Raw genomic sequence first — 21,653 nt, forward strand, 5'->3', positions numbered from 1 at the left:
CTTTAATTTGATTATTTAGTTTTTATAAAAAGATATTCCTCCGTATTCGCTATTGATGTTGATAACGTTACCTGAATTTTGACTTCCTCTGTATCCTTTATAGTATTTGTCACTTGATTTTTCTCGACTAATACTAATTTCGAAATCGTCTTTTCCGCTCACACCGGCATACTCTGTGCTTATTTCAAAATCAAAGTTATATCCAGAATCATAACCAATTTTAATGCCTGTGTAGTCTGAATTGATATCAATATTACCTTCTAGCATTCGTGCAATTTTCACAGAGCCATAATCAGAGCGTATATTGAGATTGCCATTAACATCTCCTAATTTTACCCCTATATAGTCACCAACGCCGGTTACATTACCAACCTTACCGACTTCCATTGACCCATAATCAGAGGAGTAGTCTAAATTACCCATTTCTTCTACTACTGCATTGGTGTAATCCGCTTTGATTACCAAATTACCAGCCTTTTCAATTGTAAAACCAGAATAATCAGCTACAATTTCAGCACTATTTATGTATTCAAATGAACTTCTAGAGGTATAATCAAATCGCAGTTCATTATTTCTGCCGTGTAGTTCACCAATCTCCATCTTTCCGTAATCGCAATTGATTTTTGCATGTCCGTCGATGCGATCTAAGTAAATATTCCCATAATCGTTATTAAGATGAACACTGTTTTTAACGGGAAGTTTAATCGTGTAATTGACCTTTACATTAACACTATTTCGCTTGCCCCAGTTCCAGCCCCAATTTTTGTTTCTTTCACCAAATCGGGTAATTGCTGAGACCAAACTTGCAGAATTTTCAAAATCAACATCGATTTCATTTAGTCTATCTTGAACCTTATCCTCGCTGTTACCGTTGGTTTTAATATGGACTTCGATCATTACTTTGTCCTGGTCCCATGAAGTAATGTTAAGATTGCCATAGCTGTTTTTAACTTTGAATAAAGCATCTGAATTAACATTGAATTCCTTTTTAATGGTTTTCTCTTTGGTGTACTTTCCACCCCATCCACCTGTTTCGAGCGGATTGGCTATTGCTACGATAGGCAGCAATAGAAGTATATATAGATATTTAAATAGTAAAGTTCGCATCATCTTGTGGTTTTAAATTTTTAATAGTTTGGATATTGGCCAGTACTTCTTTCAACAAATCAATTCTAGTTTGAAAATTGATTATCATGGCATTAAGTAATAATTCTTTATCGCCACCTTGTACCAAATTGGTCTCCAGTTTTTGATAATCAGCATCTAAAAGCTCCAATTGTGTAAGTGTGTCGTCTACTAACTTGGCAGTTTCTGGACTTCGTTCACTGCGTAATTCTTGAACTTGTTCTTCAATCAAACTCGCAAAGTAGAACTCGGTTTGTGAAACCTCAGGAGCAATTTCAACGACTTGTTCCTTAATACTATCACTTCTGTTTAGTTGACTCAATCCTAAACCAAGCAGCAATACAATGGATGCTGCTATTGAAAGTGGTTTCCACCAATTTTTCTTTTTGGTCAATGAAACAATTCCTTTTTGATTGTTCAATTTCTCAAGAAATCGATCTTGATGACCCATTGTTGGCTCTGCAGTATCAAACTCACCCTTGAACTGTAGAAATAATTTATCTAATTCATCTTTCTTCATAACAATCAGGCATTAATGGTGATTTTTTTTCTCAGGCTATCTTTTGCCCTTGAAATCATAGTTCTGCAATTGGCATAACTAATGTTCATAATTTCACTTATCTCTTCATAATCATACCCTTCGACCAAATGTAAGGTCAAAGAAACTCTGTAATTGTCCTTTAAGTTGTTCATGGCCTCCATCACTTTTTGAGCCTTCAGTTCCGTTTGACCATGGTCTACAGGAGCAACTTCATCATTATCTTCGACCTTATACAATACTCCATCCAACTCAACAGCGTGACTTTTCTGCTGTTTCCTGTAATGGTAAATACTGTTATTTATCACAATTTTCTTTAGCCATGCCCCGAAGGTTACATCGCCTTTAAACGTATGCAGCTTCGTAAACGCGTTCAAAAACGATTCCTGCATTACATCTTCGGCTTCGGCAGTGTGCTTTACAATTCTCAAAGCTGTATTGTACATGGCTTTGTAATACTGATTGTAAATTTTCATTTGCGCACTCTGATTGCCTTCACGACACCCTTGCAATAATTGGTCAGTATGTTCATTTTGGTGGCTCAAAAAATGAATGGTTTGACTTAGAGATGTATCTAAATTCTATTTGTTACAGTTTTCTCTAAAAAAATAATCATTTGCTGGCATAACAATTGCTTTATGGGGATAAGAAAAGGTTTGTTTTGTTGCCGTATGCCTCTTTTATTGGCCTTTTTGCAGTTCGAGAAAAAATTTAAATGGATTTTTTTTCATGTACTGGTGACATAATGACCGAATTTGATCATATGAAAGATTTGAAAATAGGAGATTTTGACAGTTTGTCGTTACAGGGAATAGAGCAGGATGCAGAATTGATTCCGTTGTTGACTCCAGAGGATGAAGAGGAAATGAATCGTGAGATACTGCCTGAAACTTTGCCCATATTACCACTAAGAAATACGGTATTGTTTCCAGGGGTCGTGATTCCCATTACTGCCGGTAGGGATAAATCAATCAATCTGATAAAAGACGCGAATAACGGATCTAAGGTAATAGGTGTTGTATCACAAAAAGATGAAAGTATTGAAAACCCTGAGGTAAAGGATATCAATACTTTAGGTACGGTTGCAAGAATATTGAGGGTTTTACAAATGCCCGATGGCAATACTACGGTTATCATTCAGGGAAAAAAGAGATTTGAAATTGCAGAGGTTATCACCAAAGAACCTTACATGACAGCCACTATTCGAGAAGCTAAAGAAGAAAGACCCTTAAACGATGACTCCGAATTTTTAGCAATTATTGAATCCATAAAAGATTTGGCCTTCAGAATTATTCGTGATAATCCGAGCATCCCCAGTGAAGCTTCTTTTGCGATTAAAAATATTCAGAGCAATAGTTTCTTGATAAATTTTGTTTCCTCGAATCTGAATTTAGAGGTAGCTGAAAAACAAAAATTATTGGAGATTCCCAATCTGCAAGAAAGGGCATTGGCAACTTTAAAGTACATGAACGTTGAATTACAGCGATTGGAATTGAAAAATGACATTCAATCCAAGGTTCGCAGTGATATGGATCAACAACAACGTGAGTACTTTCTACATCAACAAATGAAGACCATTCAAGAAGAATTGGGCGGTCTTTCTTATGAGGAAGAGGTAGATGAGATGGCTGAAAAGGCCAAAAAGAAAAAGTGGAGTACAAAGGTTAAGGAACATTTCGAAAAAGAATTGGCTAAAATGCAACGTATGAACCCTCAAGTTGCAGAATACTCAATTCAAAGAAATTATTTGGATTTATTCTTGGATTTACCTTGGAACCACTTTTCAAAAGATAAATTTGACTTAAAACGAGCGCAAAAGATTTTAGATCGAGATCATTATGGGCTAGAGGATGTCAAGAGAAGAATAATAGAGTATCTAGCGGTTTTGAAGCTTAGAAACGACATGAAATCCCCCATTTTATGTCTATATGGACCTCCAGGTGTAGGAAAAACTTCCTTGGGGAAATCAGTTGCTGAAGCTTTAGGCCGTGAATACGTACGTATGAGCCTAGGTGGTCTTCGAGACGAAGCTGAAATTCGTGGGCATCGAAAAACTTACATTGGAGCGATGCCTGGTAGAATTGTTCAAAGTATCAAGAAAGCTGGCACATCAAACCCAGTTTTTATCTTGGACGAAATTGATAAATTGAGCAATAGTCACCAAGGTGATCCATCTTCTGCGATGTTAGAAGTTCTTGATCCAGAGCAGAATGGTGAATTTTATGATAATTTCCTAGAAATGGGTTATGACTTGTCGAAGGTAATGTTCATTGCAACTGCAAATAACCTTGGCAGTATACAACCGGCATTACGGGATCGTATGGAAATCATTAATGTTACTGGTTATACAATTGAGGAAAAAGTTGAGATTGCCAAAAAACATCTGTTACCCAAACAGCTGAAAGAGCATGGATTGACAGCTAAAGATTTGAAAATCGGAAAGACGCAATTAGAAAAGATAGTTGAAGGGTATACCCGTGAGTCCGGAGTCCGTACGTTGGAGAAACAATTGGCAAAAATGGTCCGTTATGCCGCTAAAAATATTGCTACTGAAGAGGAATATGATATAAAAGTTTCGAACGAAGTTATAGAAGAGGTCTTGGGACCACCTCGCCTTGAGCGAGATAAATACGAAAACAACGAAGTCGCAGGCGTCGTTACTGGTTTGGCATGGACCAGCGTTGGTGGAGATATATTATTCATTGAATCCATTCTTTCAAAAGGTAAGGGTACCCTTAACATTACAGGTAACCTAGGTAAGGTAATGAAAGAATCCGCTACCATTGCCATGGAATATATCAAATCAAATGCGGAAGAGTTTGGAATCAACCCTGAAGTTTTCGAGAAATATAACGTTCATATTCATGTGCCAGAAGGAGCTACACCGAAGGATGGGCCAAGTGCAGGAATAACAATGTTGACCTCGTTGGTTTCATTATTTACGCAACGCAAGGTTAAAAAGAGCTTGGCAATGACCGGTGAAATAACCTTGAGAGGGAAGGTGCTACCTGTAGGTGGAATAAAGGAGAAAATTTTGGCTGCAAAACGCGCTAGGATTAAAGAAATTATTTTGTCTGAAGACAATCGAAAAGACATAAAAGAAATTAAGGAAGACTATCTGAAAGGTCTTACTTTTCATTTTGTAACTGAAATGAGTGAAGTTGTAGAATTGGCCGTTACAAAACAAAAAGTGAAAAACGCGAAAAAACTATAATCGATAAAAAACGAGGTTAGAATCAAGAAACCGAAATAATTGTAGGGATGTATTGATTTATTTTTGTCACAATGAAAAAGGTTACCATAGCTCTTGACGGTTTTTCTTCAACAGGTAAAAGTACTGTTGCCAAACGTTTAGCACGTGAATTGGGTTATGTTTATGTGGATACCGGTGCAATGTACCGAGCGGTAACTTTATATGCTTTAAGGAAAGGCTATATTGGTGAAACGGAAAAAAATGTGAAAGCGTTGATTGATGATTTACCTCAATTAAAGCTTTCGTTTCAGGTTAATTTTGACAGTAACCAATCAGAGATTCACTTGAATGGTGAAAATGTAGAAGGAGAAATAAGGAATCTGAGAGTTTCAAATAAGGTAAGCAAGATAGCCGCAATTCAAGAAGTTCGACAAAAATTGGTTGAACAACAGCAAAAAATGGGACTTGAAAAAGGAATTGTCATGGATGGTCGTGATATTGGAACCGTTGTTTTTCCAGAAGCTGAACTTAAGGTTTTTATGACTGCCTCTCCAGAACATCGGGCTCAAAGGCGATACAAGGAACTATTGGAAAGAGGTGAAGATATAACTTACGAGGCGGTTCTTAAGAACGTGCAAGAGCGCGATTACATTGACTCTAACCGCGAAATTTCACCTTTGCGAAAAGCTGAGGATGCTATTGAGTTTGATAATAGTAACCTCAGTTTAGAGGAGCAATTTCAGGCAATCTACAAGTTAGCCTTAGAAAAAATTGAAGCATAAAAAAACGCCTTGAAAAGGCGTTTAAATTGAGTAGTGTTTTCCTTATAAGTTTGGAATTACCAAGACTTGGTCAGGATGAATAATATCCGGATTCTTTAATTGATCTGTGTTGGCTTCAAAAATTTTATTGTACTTCATTGCGTCACCGTAGTAGTGTTTTGCAATTAAGCTCAATGACTCTCCGCTTTTTACTGTATGACGATGGTATACTGATTCATCTGCTACAGATATGTTCGCTTTTATATCAGAAGGGCTTTCACCGCCTACTTCTTTGATTCTATCCCAAATGGCATTTTTTACGTAAGGAGTAGCAGCTTCACCTTTTACTTTCAAGACCCCTCCTTCTTCAGAAACATCTCCTCCTTGAATTCCTAATTCTTGGCCTAGGTCTAATACTGATTGATATTTTGCTTTTACGCTCATAGTGTTCTTTAAATTTATAGGTTACACAATTGTTAGACACAAGTATAGCTATAAAAGTCACAATTAGGATTAAAAATTCATTAATTGTTAAAGCAACTTACTTTTGTTTCCTTATTAGTTTGTGAATCAGGCAATTTAACGTACTTTTGCACTCCTTTTTTAGCGCATTCAAGAGAATAAAGGGAAAACTAAAAAAGTAAAATCACTTCTACATTAAGCGCTTAACTCTTGTAAAGATGTAGGATACAAATATTAATCAGCGCATGGCTGAAGATAAAAAAGTTGCCGATACAGCTGAAGACACTGTAAAAGCACAAACAGAAGCTAACGAAACAAATGCAGAAGTTAGTGAAGCCGTAGAAACGGTTAAAGAAGAAACCCCTAAAGTAGACCCAAAAGAATTCCTTGCAAATTTTGATTGGGACAAGTACGAAGAAGGTATTGAAAAAGTTGAGGACAGTAAATTAAACGAGTTTGAAAAGCTAGTCGCTGAGAATTTCGTTGATACTGCCGATGAAGAGGTTGTAACGGGTAAGGTTGTGCACATGACCGACCGTGAAGCAATCATTGATATTAATGCCAAATCAGAAGGGGTAATTTCATTAAATGAATTTCGGTACAATCCTGATTTAAAGGTAGGAGACCAGGTAGAAGTGTTAATTGACATTAGAGAGGATAAGACCGGTCAATTAGTGCTTTCCCATAGAAAGGCTAGAACAATAATGGCTTGGGATCGTGTAAACGAAGCCCACGATAAAGAAGAAATCGTTACTGGTTTTGTTAAGTGCAGAACTAAAGGTGGTATGATTGTAGATGTTTTTGGTATCGAAGCTTTTTTACCTGGTTCGCAAATTGATGTAAAACCAATTCGTGATTACGACCAATACGTTGGAAAAAACATGGAGTTCAAGGTTGTTAAAATCAACCATGAATTTAAAAATGTTGTTGTTTCGCATAAAGCCCTTATTGAAGCTGATATTGAAGAGCAGAAGAAGGAAATTATCGGTCAATTGGAAAAAGGACAGGTATTGGAAGGTGTAGTCAAAAACGTTACCTCTTACGGGGTATTTATTGACCTTGGTGGCGTAGACGGATTGATTCACATTACCGACCTTTCTTGGAGCCGTATCAATCATCCGAACGAAGTTGTTGAGCTTGACCAGAAACTTAATGTTGTAATCCTTGATTTTGACGATAACAAATCAAGAATTCAACTTGGTCTTAAACAATTGGAGAAACATCCATGGGATGCTTTAGGTGATGAAATCAATGTAGGCGACAAGGTGAAAGGTAAAGTTGTTGTAATCGCTGATTACGGTGCCTTTATTGAAGTTGCAGAAGGTGTGGAAGGTTTGATTCACGTTTCTGAAATGTCTTGGTCAACACACTTGCGTTCGGCTCAAGATTTTGTAAAAGTAGGGGATGAGGTTGAAGCCCAGGTCTTGACACTTGATCGAGAAGATAGAAAAATGTCTTTAGGAATGAAGCAATTGGCTCCAGACCCATGGACAGATATTACATCCAAGTACCCTGTTGGTTCAAGACATAAGGGAATTGTTAGAAACTTCACCAACTTCGGTGTGTTTGTAGAATTGGAAGAAGGTATAGATGGTCTTATTTACATTTCAGACCTATCTTGGACCAAGAAAATCAAGCATCCATCTGAATTTGTAAATGTTGGTGACACCTTGGAAGTTGAGGTATTGGAACTTGATGTTGACGGAAGAAAGCTAAGTCTTGGACATAAGCAGACTACTGAGAATCCATGGGATAAATACGAAACAGAATTTGCTGAAGGTAGTACCCACAAAGCAGCGGTAACTGATATCGTTGATAAAGGTGCAACAATAGTTCTTAATGATGATATTACGGCATTCGTTCCTTCAAGACATATGGAGAAGGAAGACGGTAATAAAATTAAGAAAGGAGAAGAAATTGAATTTAAGATAATTGAATTCAATAAAGACTTCAAGCGTGTTGTTGCTAGTCATACTGCAATTTTTAGAGAGCAGGAAGAGCGAAACATCCGAGCTGCCAAAAAACGTCAAACTGCACAAGCTGAAGAGGCTGCCACTACTCTTGGTGATGCCAACGCTCAGTTGCAGGCTTTGAAAGATAAGATGGAAGCCGACGCTAAGAAGAAGTAATACTTCTTAAACTTTTTTACAAACCCTTGTCCTGGTTACTTTAGGACAAGGGTTTTTTGTTTTCCCTTCATTTTGAAGAATTGCTTACTTTTGTCGTCCAAACGATTTTTAGGTTTTAATGGGCCAAAAAATTCTACTTACTGCAAAGGAAATCAATATCATACTTCATCGTTTGGCCTGCCAATTGCTTGAAAACCATTTAGACTTTTCAAATACCGTTCTAGTTGGAGTACAACCAAGGGGTATCTATTTGGCCAAACGGCTAACCAAAATTCTTACAGAGAGTTATAAGATTAAGGACATAAAATTAGGTTCACTCGATATTACCTTTTACAGGGATGATTTTAGACGCTCAGAAAAGATATTGCAGGCTAACAAAACGAAAATAGATTTTTTGGTTGAGGATAAAAATGTGGTTTTTATCGATGATGTTCTGTACACCGGGCGCAGCATAAGGGCTGCATTAACTGCTATACAGTCTTTTGGTAGACCTGATAATATTGAACTTTTAACTTTAATAGACAGAAGGTTTAGTAGGCATTTACCGATTCAACCAAATTATCGAGGTCGTCAGGTAGATGCCATAAACGAAGAAAAGGTTAAGGTAATGTGGGAAGAAAATGATGGTGAAGATGCTGTTTATTTGGTAAGTAAATGAGTATGTCGGAATTAAGCACAAAACACTTACTGGGAATTAAATACCTTAACAAGAAGGATATAGACCTAATTTTTGAAACAGCAGATCATTTCAAAGAGGTCATAAACAGGCCTATTAAAAAGGTACCCACACTTCGTGATATTACAATAGCCAATATTTTTTTCGAAAATAGTACACGGACTAAACTATCATTTGAGTTAGCTGAAAAGCGACTTTCTGCTGACGTTATAAATTTTTCTGCATCGCAATCATCTGTCAAGAAGGGTGAAACTTTGATTGACACGGTGAACAATATTCTTTCAATGAAAGTTGATATGGTTGTCATGCGACATCCAAATCCCGGAGCTGGAATATTTCTTTCAAAACATGTGAACGCTGCGATTATAAATGCAGGAGACGGAGCGCACGAACATCCAACCCAGGCCTTACTTGATTCCTATTCAATTCGAGAGAAACTAGGAAGGGTTAAAGGAAAAAATGTTGTAATTGTTGGTGACATTTTACATTCTCGTGTCGCCCTTTCAAACATCTTTGCATTGAAACTTCAAGGTGCTAATGTCAAGGTTTGTGGACCCAAAAGTTTACTTCCAAAGCACATTGAATCTTTGGGGGTAGAGGTAGAACTTGATTTGGTTAAGGCTTTAGAATGGTGCGATGTGGCTAATATGTTACGTGTGCAAAACGAAAGAATGGAAGTTAGTTATTTTCCAACTGCCCGTGAATATTCCCAACAATATGGGTTAACCAAAGCAATTTTAGATGGTCTTAGTAAAGAAATTGTGATTATGCATCCTGGCCCTATAAATCGTGGGGTGGAAATTACAAGCGATGTGGCAGATTCAAAACAATCGATTATTTTAGAGCAAGTAGAAAATGGTGTTGCCATTAGAATGGCAGTCATCTATTTATTGGCCTCTAAAATTAAGTGATATGATTTTCGATAAAGAAGGAAATACTACAATAGTATTTCAAGAAAAAACTTCGCTACAGACTTTTTTAACCAATCTTAACGGTGCCTATCCAAAGTTAAAAAATGAGAACATCATCGTTAACCTATTCTCTTTTTCAAACCTAACATCAAATGATGTTCTGGAGTTCTTAGATATATCGAACACCCACCAAATAAATAAAAAGTCTTTTGTTTTAGTAACAGATAAAGTTTCTTATGAAGATGTGCCAGATGAAATAAATTTGGTGCCTACAATTCAAGAAGCTAAGGACCTGATAGAAATGGAAGAAATCGAAAGAGACCTCGATTTATGAGGTTGACTATTCTTGGCTGCTATTCAGCTACACCTCGTTCACTGACCAATCCAACTTCACAGGTTCTTGAAATCAAAAACCACATATTTTTAATTGATTGCGGAGAAGGAACACAAGTACAATTGCGAAAAAGCAAAGTGAAATTCTCTCGAATCAAACATATTTTTATATCGCACCTACATGGTGATCATTTTTTTGGCTTACCTGGACTTATATCTACATTTCGATTACTGGGAAGGGAAAAAGAGTTACATGTATATGGCCCAAAAGGAATTAAAGAAGCAATTACCCTACTTCTAAAACTTGGCGATTCATGGACGAACTATCCACTTCATTTTCACGAGTTGAATTCAAAAGAGACCGAGCTTGTCTTTGAAGATGAAAGTGTTACTGTGAGTACTATACCATTGGATCACCGGGTTTATACAAATGGTTTTCTTTTTCGTGAGAAATTGGCGCAACGAAATTTGGACATTAATGCTGTTAAGCAATATAAAATTGACAAAAGCCAATTCAATAATATCAAGGCTGGTAAAGACATTGTTCTTGAAGATGGGGAAATCGTTAAGAACGAACTGCTAACATTCGATCCCCCTAAACCTAAGAGCTATGCTTTTTGTAGTGATACTGCGTATAAGGAATCAATAATACCACTAATTAAAAATGCAGACTTGTTATATCATGAATCTACTTTTTTAGAAAGTGAAAAGCATTTGGCCCCAAAAACCAAGCATTCAACGGCACTAGAAGCCGCCTCAATAGCCAAAAAGGCAAACGTGGGTCAACTGATACTGGGGCATTATTCAACTCGCTACAAAAGCATTGAACTATTTAAAGAAGAAGCTAAAGCGGTTTTTGAAAATGTAGATTTGGCAGATGATGGAGCTATATTCGATTTTTAATTCATCATTAATCAAAAAATTTAGGGGCCAAAGATTCTTCGATGAACCGTTTTAGTTGACTTTTCTTTTAAAGAAAAAAGCCAAAATCACCGAAATCAATATTTTGATTGGTGATTTTAACCTTTAAGCCTAAAAAAGAAACTTGTTTCTAGTTTCTTTTGAAAATCTAACTCTTTCTCCTAGAAATTGGGGACCTTCTAATTATCACACGAAAAAGTGGTCTCAGTAGAATTCCAAGAATTTAGTCTATTGTAATTGGACTCAACAAAGGTGTTATCAGAGGCAATTACAATGTTTGATAAATTTGGAAAAAAGACAGGTCCTTGCTCGTAAATTATACTTCCAGCTCCGAATTGATTATTACATACGTAAATATTCCTTGGGTTCTGTTGAAATTGAAGGTCCGCACCATTATTCAAAACATTGTTTTTGAACGTCAGTTCATCACTTCTAGTAAGAATAACCTGTGTGTCGTATGACGATCCATTGAAAGTACATTTTTCAATTAGACCACCCCATGCAATGCCATAATTTCCTCTTGAATCAGCACCTGCGGGAAAGTAAGTATGTCCCATGGCAATTATTCCTGATGGACCAAGTCGGGATGAACTGGGTAAATTGGGATTTGATGCTTCAGCAGGTTCAAACACTATACTCCGCAGAATATAACCACCACCAGTTCCTTTGACTCCTCTTCTGCCCCAATTTGAAACAGTTCCGTTTTCGATAATCAATGGTGAATAGGTTTGACCAATATCGCTTCCGGTATCTTCAAAAAGAGTATCTAATATTTCAATTACATCACCATCTTCAGACCAAACCTCCCCAAAATCGAAATTTGAGACGGTGAAAGTAGATTGAGAGCTTGGTATGCCACTTACGTAAAAACCAAAACATCTTGTGGCACCGATAGCATCACCTATAACATTGTTGTTAAGAGCATTCAAACCTGTACAGTCACAATTAGTCATGCTACTGTTTTGAGTAAAGTTATTATCAAAAAAGATGGCAAACGCCTGTGGGGCATTGGTTGCGCTGTATAGATTTTGTATGTCAACATTATCAAAAGCTATAGGGCTATGTATCTGAAAACCGTCTTGAGCTATTTCGTTACCTTCAATTAAGAGGTTATTCATAGTTGTTAATCCACCATTTGGCTTATCAATTATGAAGAGTACTAAGTTGCTGCGTGCAATTGAAATTGTACTCCCGTTCCACTCAACTGTTTGGTTGCTTCCGGAAATTATATTTATTGTTGAAGATATTTTTAACGTTAAACCAGAATTGGCTACTAAGTTTTGACCTGAATTGAATGCATTTTGTAGGGCTGAGGTATCATCTGCGTTTCCATCACCAACAACTCCAAAATTTGAAAGATTCACACCATCTCCATTGTTTTCATTGGAGGAATTATCATTATCACTAGGGTCTGGGTCGTTATTCTGGGGATCTTCGCTGTTGTCGTTATTTTGTGAATCTTCGTTATCTTCAGATTCACTTTCTTCATCAGACTGTTCTTCGGTATTCTCCGCTGTCTCTTCTTCAATATTTTCAATTATTTCTTCTTGTATTGCAAATTCAAATAGTTCAGAGTCCTTTGAACAGGCAGAAACAATTAATAATACTAAAAGACCAATTATGAAAGAAAGGGTGGGGTTGATACTCTTCATAATATTTAACAAATGTAAATGGTTTTTTGACTAATTTTTAAAAATTCCTAAATTTATTTCATCGATGAAACGACTTTTTTTATCGACGAAATGCATCATCCTTAGTATTACGTATGCTTTGCCGTTTTGGATTTTTAAAAGTTGAAAAATCGATAAACGACATTTTTTTTTAACATTTGAAAGTTTTCAAAAGCAAATTTTCCTTTTCCTCCACTTTTGTAGAACTTTGATAAATGCAAAAAGATTTAGGGTCGTATCGCAAATCGTATGATAAAAGCGAGTTAGATGAAAAAACCATTTCAAATAATCCACTTGAGGTTTTTCAGAAGTGGTTTTATGAGGTCGAAGCTGCCGATGGAGTAGATGAACCAAATGCCATGACCATCTCAACTTTGGGATTGGATGGATTTCCAAAAAATAGGGTTGTACTGCTGAAAAAGTTTACCCATGAAGGCTTTATATTCTATACGAATTATGATAGTGAAAAGGGTGTGGCGATTAGTGAAAACCCCAACCTTTGTATTTCATTCTTCTGGCCGAATTTGGAACGACAGGTTATAATTAAGGGAAAGGCGGAAAAATTGGCTACCAATCTCTCTGATGGCTATTTCGAATCACGCCCTCGTGGAAGTCAATTGGGTGCTTTGGTCTCTAATCAAAGCCAACCAATAGAATCGCGTGAATTTATGGAAGAAAAACTTCGTGCACTTGAGATTGAATATGATGGGAAAGAAATAAATCGTCCAGCGAACTGGGGCGGATATTTGGTAAGACCCATTTCCATAGAATTTTGGCAGGGTAGACCGAATCGACTTCATGATCGAATTCTATTTACATTGACCGAAGACTACGATTGGCATAAACAGCGCTTACAACCCTAAGAAATGAAAACAGTTATTTTCATCCGTCATGGTAAATCATCATGGGATTATGATGTTTCTGATAAGGATAGACCATTAAAGGAAAGAGGTATTTCTGATGCATATTTAATTGGAGCTAAACTTTCAAGTTTTGATTTGGCCATTGACAAAGCTTTCTCTAGTCCAGCGAACCGCGCTTTACACACCGCTATAATTGTTTTGCGAGAGTTATCGTTTGATTTCAAAAATTTAGACGTTTCCGATGAACTTTATGATTTTTCAGGTGAAAATGTGCTTCAATTCCTAAAAGGATTGAATAGTTCATTGGATACTGTATTGGTATTTGGACATAATTATGCATTTACCACACTTGCAAATACCTTAGGTGATAGCTATATTGAAAATCTACCAACAGCTGGAATGGTACAAATCAATTTTAAAACCAATGATTGGTCCAAACTAGGAGAAGGTCAAAGTAAAAACATAGTTTTTCCAAAACACTTGAGATAATTATATGGCTAAACCTAATAATGAGTACGTAAATCGTGAAATAAGCTGGTTACATTTTAACGAAAGGGTATTGCAAGAAAGTGCCGACCCAGATGTTCCACTTATCGAGCGCTTACGTTTCTTAGGTATTTTCAGTAATAACCTTGATGAATTTTTTAAAGTACGTTTCGCTACAGTTAAGCGAATTGCCGATGCCGGGAAAACGGGTAGAAGTGTACTTGGTGGTGAAAGTGCAAAGGTTTTACAAGAACAAATTACCAAAAAGGCTATTCAGCTTCAAGCAAAAAGTGGGCGAATTCTCGAAAAAATTGAGCGCGAACTTGCCACGGAGCATATATATATTGTCAATGAAAAAGAGCTTAAGAAGGAACATGAGGAGTATGTTGTAGAATATTTTCAACAAAAAATAAATCCAGAACTCATTGTTGTTATTTTAAATACGCTCACTGAGTTCCCAACATTAAAAGAAACCGCTGCCTACTTGGCCGTACGTATGGTACTTCAAAATCCAGATGAGGTGCCTATTGAACAATTGGGTATTCAATATGCTTTAATAGAAATTCCAAGACATTTACCTCGATTTTTAGTACTTCCAGAGTTAAAGGGAGAAAATTACATCATCATGGTTGATGACGTAATCAGATTCTGTCTAAAACAAATATTTACAATGTTTGTAAGTACAGAGATTACAGCGCACATGATTAAAATTACCAGGGATGCCGAATTGGACATTGATAATGACCTAAGCAAAAGTTTTATCGAAAAAATTTCAAGTAGTGTTGAACACAGAAAAATCAGCGATCCTGTACGTTTTGTTTATGATAAGCGTATCAAAATTGATACACTACGTTTTCTAAAAGATAAAATGAAGATTGAAGAAATGGATAGTGTGATACCTGGTGGACGCTATCACAATCGCCGTGACTATATGTCATTTCCTAGTTTGGGAAGAAAAGACCTTCAGTATCAAAAAATTGATGCTTTGCCAGTTAAAGGGGTAAGATTGGAAGGAAGTCTATTAGAGCAAATTGCGGCCAAGGACTTTATGATTTATACCCCCTTTCAAACCTATTCTTATGTAATTAAGTTTTTGCGTGAGGCAGCAATTGACCCCAAAGTTAAAAGTATAAAACTAACAATATACCGTCTTGCTAAAAATTCACAGGTTGCGGCTGCTTTAATTAATGCCGCACGTAATGGTAAGGAGGTAACAGTGCAAATAGAATTACAGGCTAGATTTGACGAGCAGGCAAATATTAAGTATGCTAATATTTTTCAAGAGGAGGGTATTAAACTGATATTTGGAATCACTGGTCTTAAAGTCCACACAAAAATATGTTTCATTGATCGTGAAGAAGGCAAATCCTTAAAACGTTACGGTTTTATAAGTACAGGAAATTTTAATGAATCTACAGCTAAGATTTATACTGATTACACCTTATTTACGGCCCATGACGGAATTTTGAGAGAGGTCAACAAAGTATTTGATTTCTTTGATGTTCCTTACAAAATTAACAAGTATAAGCATCTAGTAGTTTCTCCACATTATACCAAAAATGTTTTCTCAAAGCTTATTGACAATGAGATTGCGAATGCATTAGTTGGGAAAGAAGCCTATATCAAGATAAAGATGAACAGTTTCACTTCGTATAAAATGGTTGATAAACTATACGAAGCAAGTCGGGCAGGAGTAAAGGTTCAGCTAATAATAAGAGGTGTATGCTGCTTAATTCCTGGAATAAAAGGAATGAGCGAAAATATTGAAGCCATAAGTATTGTAGATAAGTTTTTGGAACATCCGAGGGTCTTTATTTTCTCGAATGGTGGAAATCCCAAAATTTACATTTCATCAGCAGATTGGATGACCCGAAATTTGGATTATCGTGTAGAGGTCGGCTGTCCTATTTATGACGAGGATGTTCAGCAGGAACTTATGGAAACCTTCGACATTTGTTGGAGTGATAATGTAAAAGCCAGGGTGTTTTCAGAAAAACAAGACAACGCCTATCGCGATAATGACAAACCAAGAGTAAGGTCTCAATTCGCCTTATACGATTATTACAAAAAGAAACTCAAGAAAAAAGGCTAACCATGCATGGTTTCTTTTTTTCCCAAGTGTTTCATTAGTTCAGCTTCATGTAAAAGTAGATCTTGCCACTTTTGGTCTACTTCTTCACGAGTACCATATTTTCTGGCAAATTTTAAGAACATCGTGTAATGGTTGGCTTCGCTAACCATAAGTTTTCTATAAAATTCGGCCAAATCAGGATCTGATATTTCTTCAGACAGCAATCGAAATCGTTCACAGCTCCTTGCTTCAATCATTGCTGCATATAAGAGTTTATGCACTAGATGGGTTTCTCTACTTCCTCCCTTAGGGAAAAACTTTTTTAATTCGATTACATACTCATCTTTTCGTTCCCTACCCAGGCTCCAACCTCGTTCTAATATTTTTTCATGAACCATGTTGAAATGTCCCATTTCCTCTCGTGAAAGTGAAATCATTTCTTTTACCAAATCCGATTTTTCAGGAAATCCAATTATCAAAGAGATGGCCATACTAGCTGCCTTTTGTTCGCAGTAGGCATGATCGGTCAATATCTCTTCAATATTTTTTTCTACGATGTTTACCCACCTAGGGTCTGTGGGTAATTTTAATCCTAACATGGATGATTTTTAGGGGTAAAGATAGTTCCGTTTGTATAATAAATTCAATATGTTGAGTTTATCTTTGTTGTCGTATTCTAAATTAAATTACTATCCCATGTTCGATAACTTGGAGGTTGACTTGGAAGGCCTTTTGAAAAAGAACCTAGTAAAATCAGAATTTGATTGGATAGCCAAGGCTATTAATGAAACAATTGATTCAGCTTCATCACGAAAACTTTATTTGAATTACAGTCTTTGTAACAGTAAAATAGAGGATGAAGAACTTTCTGAGTTTAAATCAATCCCATCTCATTTGGGACAATACTTGAGTTTAAAAAAAGCATCTGGCCGAGAACTTTCTAGAATTTGGCTTTTAAGGGAGGTTTTAGAAAATGATGAAAGCTTTGTTGATGCCGTGAAAAAGTTAATTGAGATTTCAGATACAGCTGAGTTGGAAACTTTTTTAAAGTATTTGACACTGCTTCCGAACCCTCAAAACTATCAGTTTGCAGCGGTGGAAGCACTACGCACGAATATTGCCACGGTCTTTGATGCAATTTCACAGTACAATCCTTATCCGGTAAAATTTTTTACCGACCAGCAATGGAATCAGATGTTCCTGAAAGCTGCATTTATGCAACAAGACTTAGGGGCCATTGCCAATATTGATGAACGAGCCAATGCAGATTTAGCACGAATTATCTCCGATTATGCCCATGAACGTTGGGCCGCCTCCCGTACCATAGACCCATTATTCTGGCGACCTGTTTCAAATTTTCTTACAGGTACATTGGTTAATGACATCAAACGGCTTTTCTCTAGTGAAAACCCTCGGGAAAATAAAGCCGCCGCTTTGGTTTGTTTTAATTCTAAGCTTACAGTAGCAGAAGATTTACTAAAAGAATACCCTAAGCTTCGAGAAGAAATAAAAGAGGGTTCGCTTACATGGCAAACCCTTTAGTCAAATACTGTATTGCACTAATAATCCCTTAACGTATTGATCCAGGCCGCAATCTTTAACGCTTCATCTCTGGGGACTTGGGGCATCGGTGCCATCGGTGTTGCGTATTCAGGCCAGTTTTTAGGTTCTGGATTGTAAATCAGTTCCACAATTCGCTCATCGCTGTACTTGCGTTTTGCAATGTCTTTATACGAGGGTCCAACAACCTTTTTCTCGCTCTGATGACAGGCGAAACAAGTGTTTTTTTGAAGTAATGGTTCAACCTCTTCAAAAGTTATTTTTTTACTACCAGCAGTTGTCAAGGGTTTTTTCTTGGAAGTTTTTTTTCGCGCTGTGGATACCACTTTCTTTTTAGGTTTTCTTTTGGTCGACAAAACGCTCGCTGGCAATTTTTCACCATCGGGAATCTCATTTAATGTGTAATAAATAGTTGGGTGCAAGAGTGAATTTCCATCCTCATTATAGATTCCACTAAAAGAGAGTTCATGTACATAATATTGTCGAAGTTCATCATAAACTAGACGCAGCGAATATCCATTTTCACTGACTTTAACCCCTTTTGGTTTTAATTCTTTTACATTGGTCTGAGGACTTCCATAAACTGCATGATATTTGTAAACGTAACTCTTACCATAATACGAATCCAAAAATTCTGCTTTATCTATTGCTATAGGTTGTGTAAAGCTGATTTCAAACCCATCGGGCATCGCTTTAACATTTTCTATTTCAAAAGGAAGTTCACCTGTCCAGGTCACATATTCCAAACCATCATTGGTAGTTCCAGCAGAACCCCAACCACGATTTGTTTCGCCTACAAAAAGATTACCTTGATTGTCAAAATCCATTCGCATAACTCCAGATTGGAAACCGCTTAAAAAATCGATTGCAAAGCCTTGATACTTTCCTTTCACCTTTTCTAGACCTACACGCATGATTTTACTTTGACCTTGGTCACCTACCAATAATTGACCAGAAAAGGGACCGAATTTGCCATTGGTGTCATCTTCGATGATTTCTGAATTTGAAATGCCCATTAAACCATGTGGTAGTATAACGGCAGGCAATTGAAGTTCATCAAAATATTCTTGGGCCTCATATTCAAAATCAGGATCTTCTTCATTTTCAATATTTTCCGGTTTAATATAACTGCCATTGACCTTCTTTTGGCGTTTGTCGATTTTTGCATAAAACTGCTCTTCAGTCAATTTTATTGGTGAATCAGGGTGATTTGTCCATGCCAAACCAGCAGGGTGACCGGTGAAGGCACCTTTAGGTAAATGCCAAACCCCACCTGAACCCTTCCAATCGCCTTGGTTGTCTGAATAGAATAATTCACCTTCATACATACCATAACCAGCTGGGGAACGCATTCCAGTAGCCCAAGGTTCCATTTGGCCATCTTCAGTAATCTTCATCGTCCATCCACGCCATGGGACTTCACTTATACCGCGCCACCATTCAGCATTCGAGAATGAAACATTAGCAGTAACAAAGAAATCCCCATTTTTATCAATAACTGGGCCAAATGAATATTCGTGGTAATGACTGGTCAGAGGCCAGGCATAGATAGTTTCATAAATATCGGCTACTTCATCACCATTGGTATCTACCAATTTTGTCAATTCTCCACGCTGGGCAATGTAAATAGCATTGTTCTTTCTTGCTATTCCTAATGGTTCATGAAGTCCTGATGCAAACTTTTTAAAATTGGGATTTCTATTACCTGACATTGTTGGGTTTTCTATTAGCCAAATATTCCCTCTACGTGTACAGACCATTAGTTTACCCGTTGGTAGGGCAAGTACACCTCCACCTTCAAGATGAATACCTTCAGGTACGGGTACAGTGGTAATTCTGTAATAGTTTTCCTCAACAGGTCTTCCTTGGGCAAAAACCATAGTACCCATTATCAGACAAATTAGTACGGCGAATAGTCTTATTTGATATTTCATCATTATTGGATTTCTTACCATATTGTTTTGAATTTTAATGGAGTACCGTCTATTGGAGCTAATAATTCTTGCTTGCCATTATTTGTGCGTACTATCACATTTTGATTTGTAACCATGTTCAGGTAATATGCATCATTTACCCTATAACTACCGTCTGGTAGTATTTCTAAATCACCTTCGGCCAATTTGTAATAGTGATTGACCAAACTTTGGTTTGAAAATTGAATTTCAGAAATTAAGCTCGATTCATCTTGGTCGGTAGTTATTGTTTGCGACACTTTGGTGCCTTTATATTCATAGTTGAAAACTGGCATTTTATTAGCGGGGTCAATTGAATAACCTTTTGGCTTATAACCTTCAGTTTTGTCATTATCCGGAAAAGGAAGATCCATTGATGTTAATTCAGCCAACGGTTGATTTAGAAACGTCCAGATGGTAACTCCATCTGGCCTAAACGAACCGTTGCCCCGATTATGCCACATAGGCGTTGCATTGATAAAATTTCCACGCCATGCACCGACCATATTTCCCGATTCTAAATCATAGATATAATGGACACCATGTGGAGTTCCTACACCAATTGTGTGCGAAAGTTTTTCATCATTTCCTTTAAAAAAGACAAAACCCCTCAATAATTCAGGTTCATTTTCGACCGTAACGTAAATCTGAGATACAAGGTTTCCTATTGGGGGATAAGAGTCGTAGGCGTTAAATGTTTTTGGTTTGGTATTCGGAGAACTTATGGTTAGACCCAATCTTGGTCCATGCCATGGAGCGGCTTTCATATTTTCAATTCGTATGCTATGCTCACCCGACGAAATTTCAGTTGAGGTTTCCATGGCTCCCCAGCTATCTTTAGAATAGATTTGATCGACGACTTTCCCGTCAATCGATAAACTTACTCCACCTGTTAGCCCTAATAAGAAGTCATAGCGATCAGTTTTTGGCACTTTTAGTTTCCCTTCAAAAACCACCCAATAATTATCGTTTAACCCAAATTTTGTGACATCTATTTCACTGACTTTTTGGGGTTTTGAAAGCTGGGTAGTATCCAATCCCTTTTCAAGCTCAACCGGCCCTTGGTAAATCTGTGCGGTTAAATCATATACTTCAATTTTCGATGGGGCCAATTGTTTGATTTTGATGTTTCTAAAAGCGACTGGTCCATGATCTCCTTGAATCATTAAAGGTCCCATGGCTACTTCTTCATTTGAAATAGGACCTCCGGTGGGTCTTGGTATTTCAACATTTTGATGGATAACAATTCCATTTAAGCTAACCGAAACGAATTTGGCATTTGCAATTTTATTTCCATTTTCATCAAATTTTGGAGCTTCAAAATCTATACTCAAGGTTTGCCATAAACCCGGTGCTTTGGCTGCGTTTGTAGCAGGTGCAACCCCTAAAAACATTTTTTCTGGGTCTTCTTCCCAATTGCGATATATACCGCCTATATCACTGAATTTTGGATTTTTGACACCCCAGCTATCAAAAAGTTGTACTTCATATCTACCCTGTAAATAAATTCCAGAGTTGGAGCCTTTAGGTAGCATGACCTCCAATTCAATTTTAATATCACCATGCTTCCAGTTAGTTAGCAGATTATCTTTATTTGTGTCGTTGGGGTTGTTCAATAAAATACCGGTTCCATCAGAGAAGGTAACAGCGTTTCTGGTCTTTGGTTCAGTAGGTTTCCTTTTTCTTTTTCGCTTTTTATTGGTATTTGTGGTCTCCAAATCCTTCTTATGAATATCGATTGTTCTTTCCATAAATACCTCACCAACAATACTCCAGTTTCCTGATTGTGGTGCAAATTCTTCCATAGTAATTAGTGAAGGTCCGTTTTGGGCGTTCAAACCTAAAACCGAAAGACATAAAAGAAACGAACAATATGTTAGCTTAAAAGTTCTCGTGATCATTGAAATAAATTAAGGAACCTTGAAAGTAAACGATTGCCTTAAAAAATAAAAATGTTGGCACCTATATGACATTCAACTAAAGCCAAACGACCTAATAATGG

19 protein-coding genes are annotated in these 21,653 nt (G+C 36.9%); 11 read left to right on the forward strand and 8 right to left on the reverse strand.

Annotation, left to right across the window (positions count from 1 at the left end; translation table 11 throughout):
- Positions 1-15: 15 nt before the first annotated feature.
- The 3 genes from HCU67_RS08120 to HCU67_RS08130 are packed head-to-tail and all read right to left on the reverse strand — an operon-like array spanning position 16 to position 2,208.
- The gene (locus HCU67_RS08120) at positions 16-1,107 is read right to left on the reverse strand and encodes a DUF4097 family beta strand repeat-containing protein (protein ID WP_168552146.1); all 1,092 of its coding nucleotides are present in this window, start codon (positions 1,105-1,107) and stop codon (positions 16-18) included.
- On the reverse strand, positions 1,088-1,645 hold the full coding sequence (locus HCU67_RS08125) for a hypothetical protein (protein ID WP_168552147.1): 558 nt from the start codon (positions 1,643-1,645) through the stop codon (positions 1,088-1,090). The genes HCU67_RS08120 and HCU67_RS08125 overlap by 20 nt, the downstream gene beginning before the upstream one ends.
- A 5-nt stretch (positions 1,646-1,650) precedes the next feature.
- Positions 1,651-2,208 (reverse strand): RNA polymerase sigma factor, encoded by a 558-nt coding sequence (locus HCU67_RS08130; protein WP_168552148.1) that lies wholly within the window; start codon positions 2,206-2,208, stop codon positions 1,651-1,653.
- Between the two features lie 218 nt (positions 2,209-2,426).
- Here HCU67_RS08130 and lon point away from each other — a divergent pair, with 218 nt between their 5' ends.
- Positions 2,427-4,877, forward strand: coding sequence for an endopeptidase La (gene lon, locus HCU67_RS08135; RefSeq protein WP_168553458.1), 2,451 nt, complete (start codon positions 2,427-2,429; stop codon positions 4,875-4,877).
- Positions 4,878-4,948: 71 nt separating this feature from the next.
- Positions 4,949-5,638 (forward strand): (d)CMP kinase, encoded by a 690-nt coding sequence (gene cmk, locus HCU67_RS08140; RefSeq protein ID WP_168552149.1) that lies wholly within the window; start codon positions 4,949-4,951, stop codon positions 5,636-5,638.
- A gap of 42 nt (positions 5,639-5,680) precedes the next feature.
- Here cmk and HCU67_RS08145 read toward each other — a convergent pair whose 3' ends face one another.
- Positions 5,681-6,061 carry a LysM peptidoglycan-binding domain-containing protein gene (locus HCU67_RS08145; RefSeq protein WP_168552150.1) on the reverse strand — a complete coding sequence of 127 codons (381 nt, stop codon included), beginning with the start codon at positions 6,059-6,061 and terminating at the stop codon, positions 5,681-5,683.
- Between the two features lie 263 nt (positions 6,062-6,324).
- On the opposite strand from HCU67_RS08145, the gene rpsA reads away from it, so the two are divergent.
- The 5 genes from rpsA (at position 6,325) to HCU67_RS08170 (ending at position 11,031) form a co-directional block, all read left to right on the forward strand.
- Positions 6,325-8,208: a 30S ribosomal protein S1 gene (gene rpsA / locus HCU67_RS08150; protein ID WP_168552151.1), complete on the forward strand. Its 1,884-nt coding sequence runs from the start codon at positions 6,325-6,327 to the stop codon at positions 8,206-8,208.
- Positions 8,209-8,326: 118 nt separating this feature from the next.
- Complete coding sequence (gene pyrR, locus HCU67_RS08155; RefSeq protein WP_168552152.1) at positions 8,327-8,866, forward strand: bifunctional pyr operon transcriptional regulator/uracil phosphoribosyltransferase PyrR; 540 nt, start codon at positions 8,327-8,329, stop codon at positions 8,864-8,866.
- Positions 8,867-8,868: 2 nt separating this feature from the next.
- The gene (locus HCU67_RS08160; RefSeq protein WP_168552153.1) at positions 8,869-9,795 is read left to right on the forward strand and encodes an aspartate carbamoyltransferase catalytic subunit; all 927 of its coding nucleotides are present in this window, start codon (positions 8,869-8,871) and stop codon (positions 9,793-9,795) included.
- 1 nt (position 9,796) lies between these two features.
- Positions 9,797-10,129 (forward strand): ribonuclease Z, encoded by a 333-nt coding sequence (locus HCU67_RS08165; RefSeq protein WP_168552154.1) that lies wholly within the window; start codon positions 9,797-9,799, stop codon positions 10,127-10,129.
- Positions 10,126-11,031 (forward strand): ribonuclease Z, encoded by a 906-nt coding sequence (locus tag HCU67_RS08170; RefSeq protein ID WP_168552155.1) that lies wholly within the window; start codon positions 10,126-10,128, stop codon positions 11,029-11,031. Before HCU67_RS08165 ends, HCU67_RS08170 begins: the two co-directional genes overlap by 4 nt.
- Before the next feature lie 197 nt (positions 11,032-11,228).
- On the opposite strand, the gene HCU67_RS08175 is transcribed toward HCU67_RS08170, so the two are convergent.
- Entirely contained in the window at positions 11,229-12,701 is a 1,473-nt protein-coding gene (locus tag HCU67_RS08175) for a hypothetical protein (protein ID WP_168552156.1), read from the reverse strand.
- A 233-nt stretch (positions 12,702-12,934) separates the two neighbouring features.
- Between HCU67_RS08175 and pdxH the strand changes: the two genes are divergently transcribed.
- The 3 genes from pdxH to ppk1 are packed head-to-tail and all read left to right on the forward strand — an operon-like array spanning position 12,935 to position 16,160.
- Positions 12,935-13,582: a pyridoxamine 5'-phosphate oxidase gene (gene pdxH / locus HCU67_RS08180; RefSeq protein ID WP_168552157.1), complete on the forward strand. Its 648-nt coding sequence runs from the start codon at positions 12,935-12,937 to the stop codon at positions 13,580-13,582.
- Positions 13,583-13,585: 3 nt separating this feature from the next.
- Entirely contained in the window at positions 13,586-14,071 is a 486-nt protein-coding gene (locus HCU67_RS08185; RefSeq protein WP_168552158.1) for a SixA phosphatase family protein, read from the forward strand.
- 4 nt (positions 14,072-14,075) lie between these two features.
- Positions 14,076-16,160, forward strand: a complete 2,085-nt coding sequence (gene ppk1 / locus HCU67_RS08190) for a polyphosphate kinase 1 (RefSeq protein ID WP_168552159.1) — start codon at positions 14,076-14,078, stop codon at positions 16,158-16,160.
- Here ppk1 and HCU67_RS08195 read toward each other — a convergent pair.
- Positions 16,157-16,738 carry a MiaE family protein gene (locus HCU67_RS08195; RefSeq protein ID WP_168552160.1) on the reverse strand — a complete coding sequence of 194 codons (582 nt, stop codon included), beginning with the start codon at positions 16,736-16,738 and terminating at the stop codon, positions 16,157-16,159. The genes ppk1 and HCU67_RS08195 overlap by 4 nt on opposite strands.
- A 97-nt stretch (positions 16,739-16,835) precedes the next feature.
- On the opposite strand from HCU67_RS08195, the gene HCU67_RS08200 reads away from it, so the two are divergent.
- Positions 16,836-17,681 (forward strand): EboA domain-containing protein, encoded by an 846-nt coding sequence (locus tag HCU67_RS08200; RefSeq protein ID WP_168552161.1) that lies wholly within the window; start codon positions 16,836-16,838, stop codon positions 17,679-17,681.
- Positions 17,682-17,698: 17 nt separating this feature from the next.
- On the opposite strand, the gene HCU67_RS08205 is transcribed toward HCU67_RS08200, so the two are convergent.
- The gene (locus tag HCU67_RS08205) at positions 17,699-19,633 is read right to left on the reverse strand and encodes a c-type cytochrome (protein ID WP_168552162.1); all 1,935 of its coding nucleotides are present in this window, start codon (positions 19,631-19,633) and stop codon (positions 17,699-17,701) included.
- Between the two features lie 14 nt (positions 19,634-19,647).
- A complete protein-coding gene (locus HCU67_RS08210; protein WP_210423676.1) occupies positions 19,648-21,489 on the reverse strand; it encodes a 3-keto-alpha-glucoside-1,2-lyase-like domain-containing protein in 1,842 nt (613 codons plus the stop codon).
- Between the last annotated feature and the right edge of the window lie 164 nt (positions 21,490-21,653).

The sequence above is a fragment of the Croceivirga thetidis genome (assembly GCF_012272815.1).
In the GTDB taxonomy this organism is placed as follows: domain Bacteria; phylum Bacteroidota; class Bacteroidia; order Flavobacteriales; family Flavobacteriaceae; genus Croceivirga; species Croceivirga thetidis.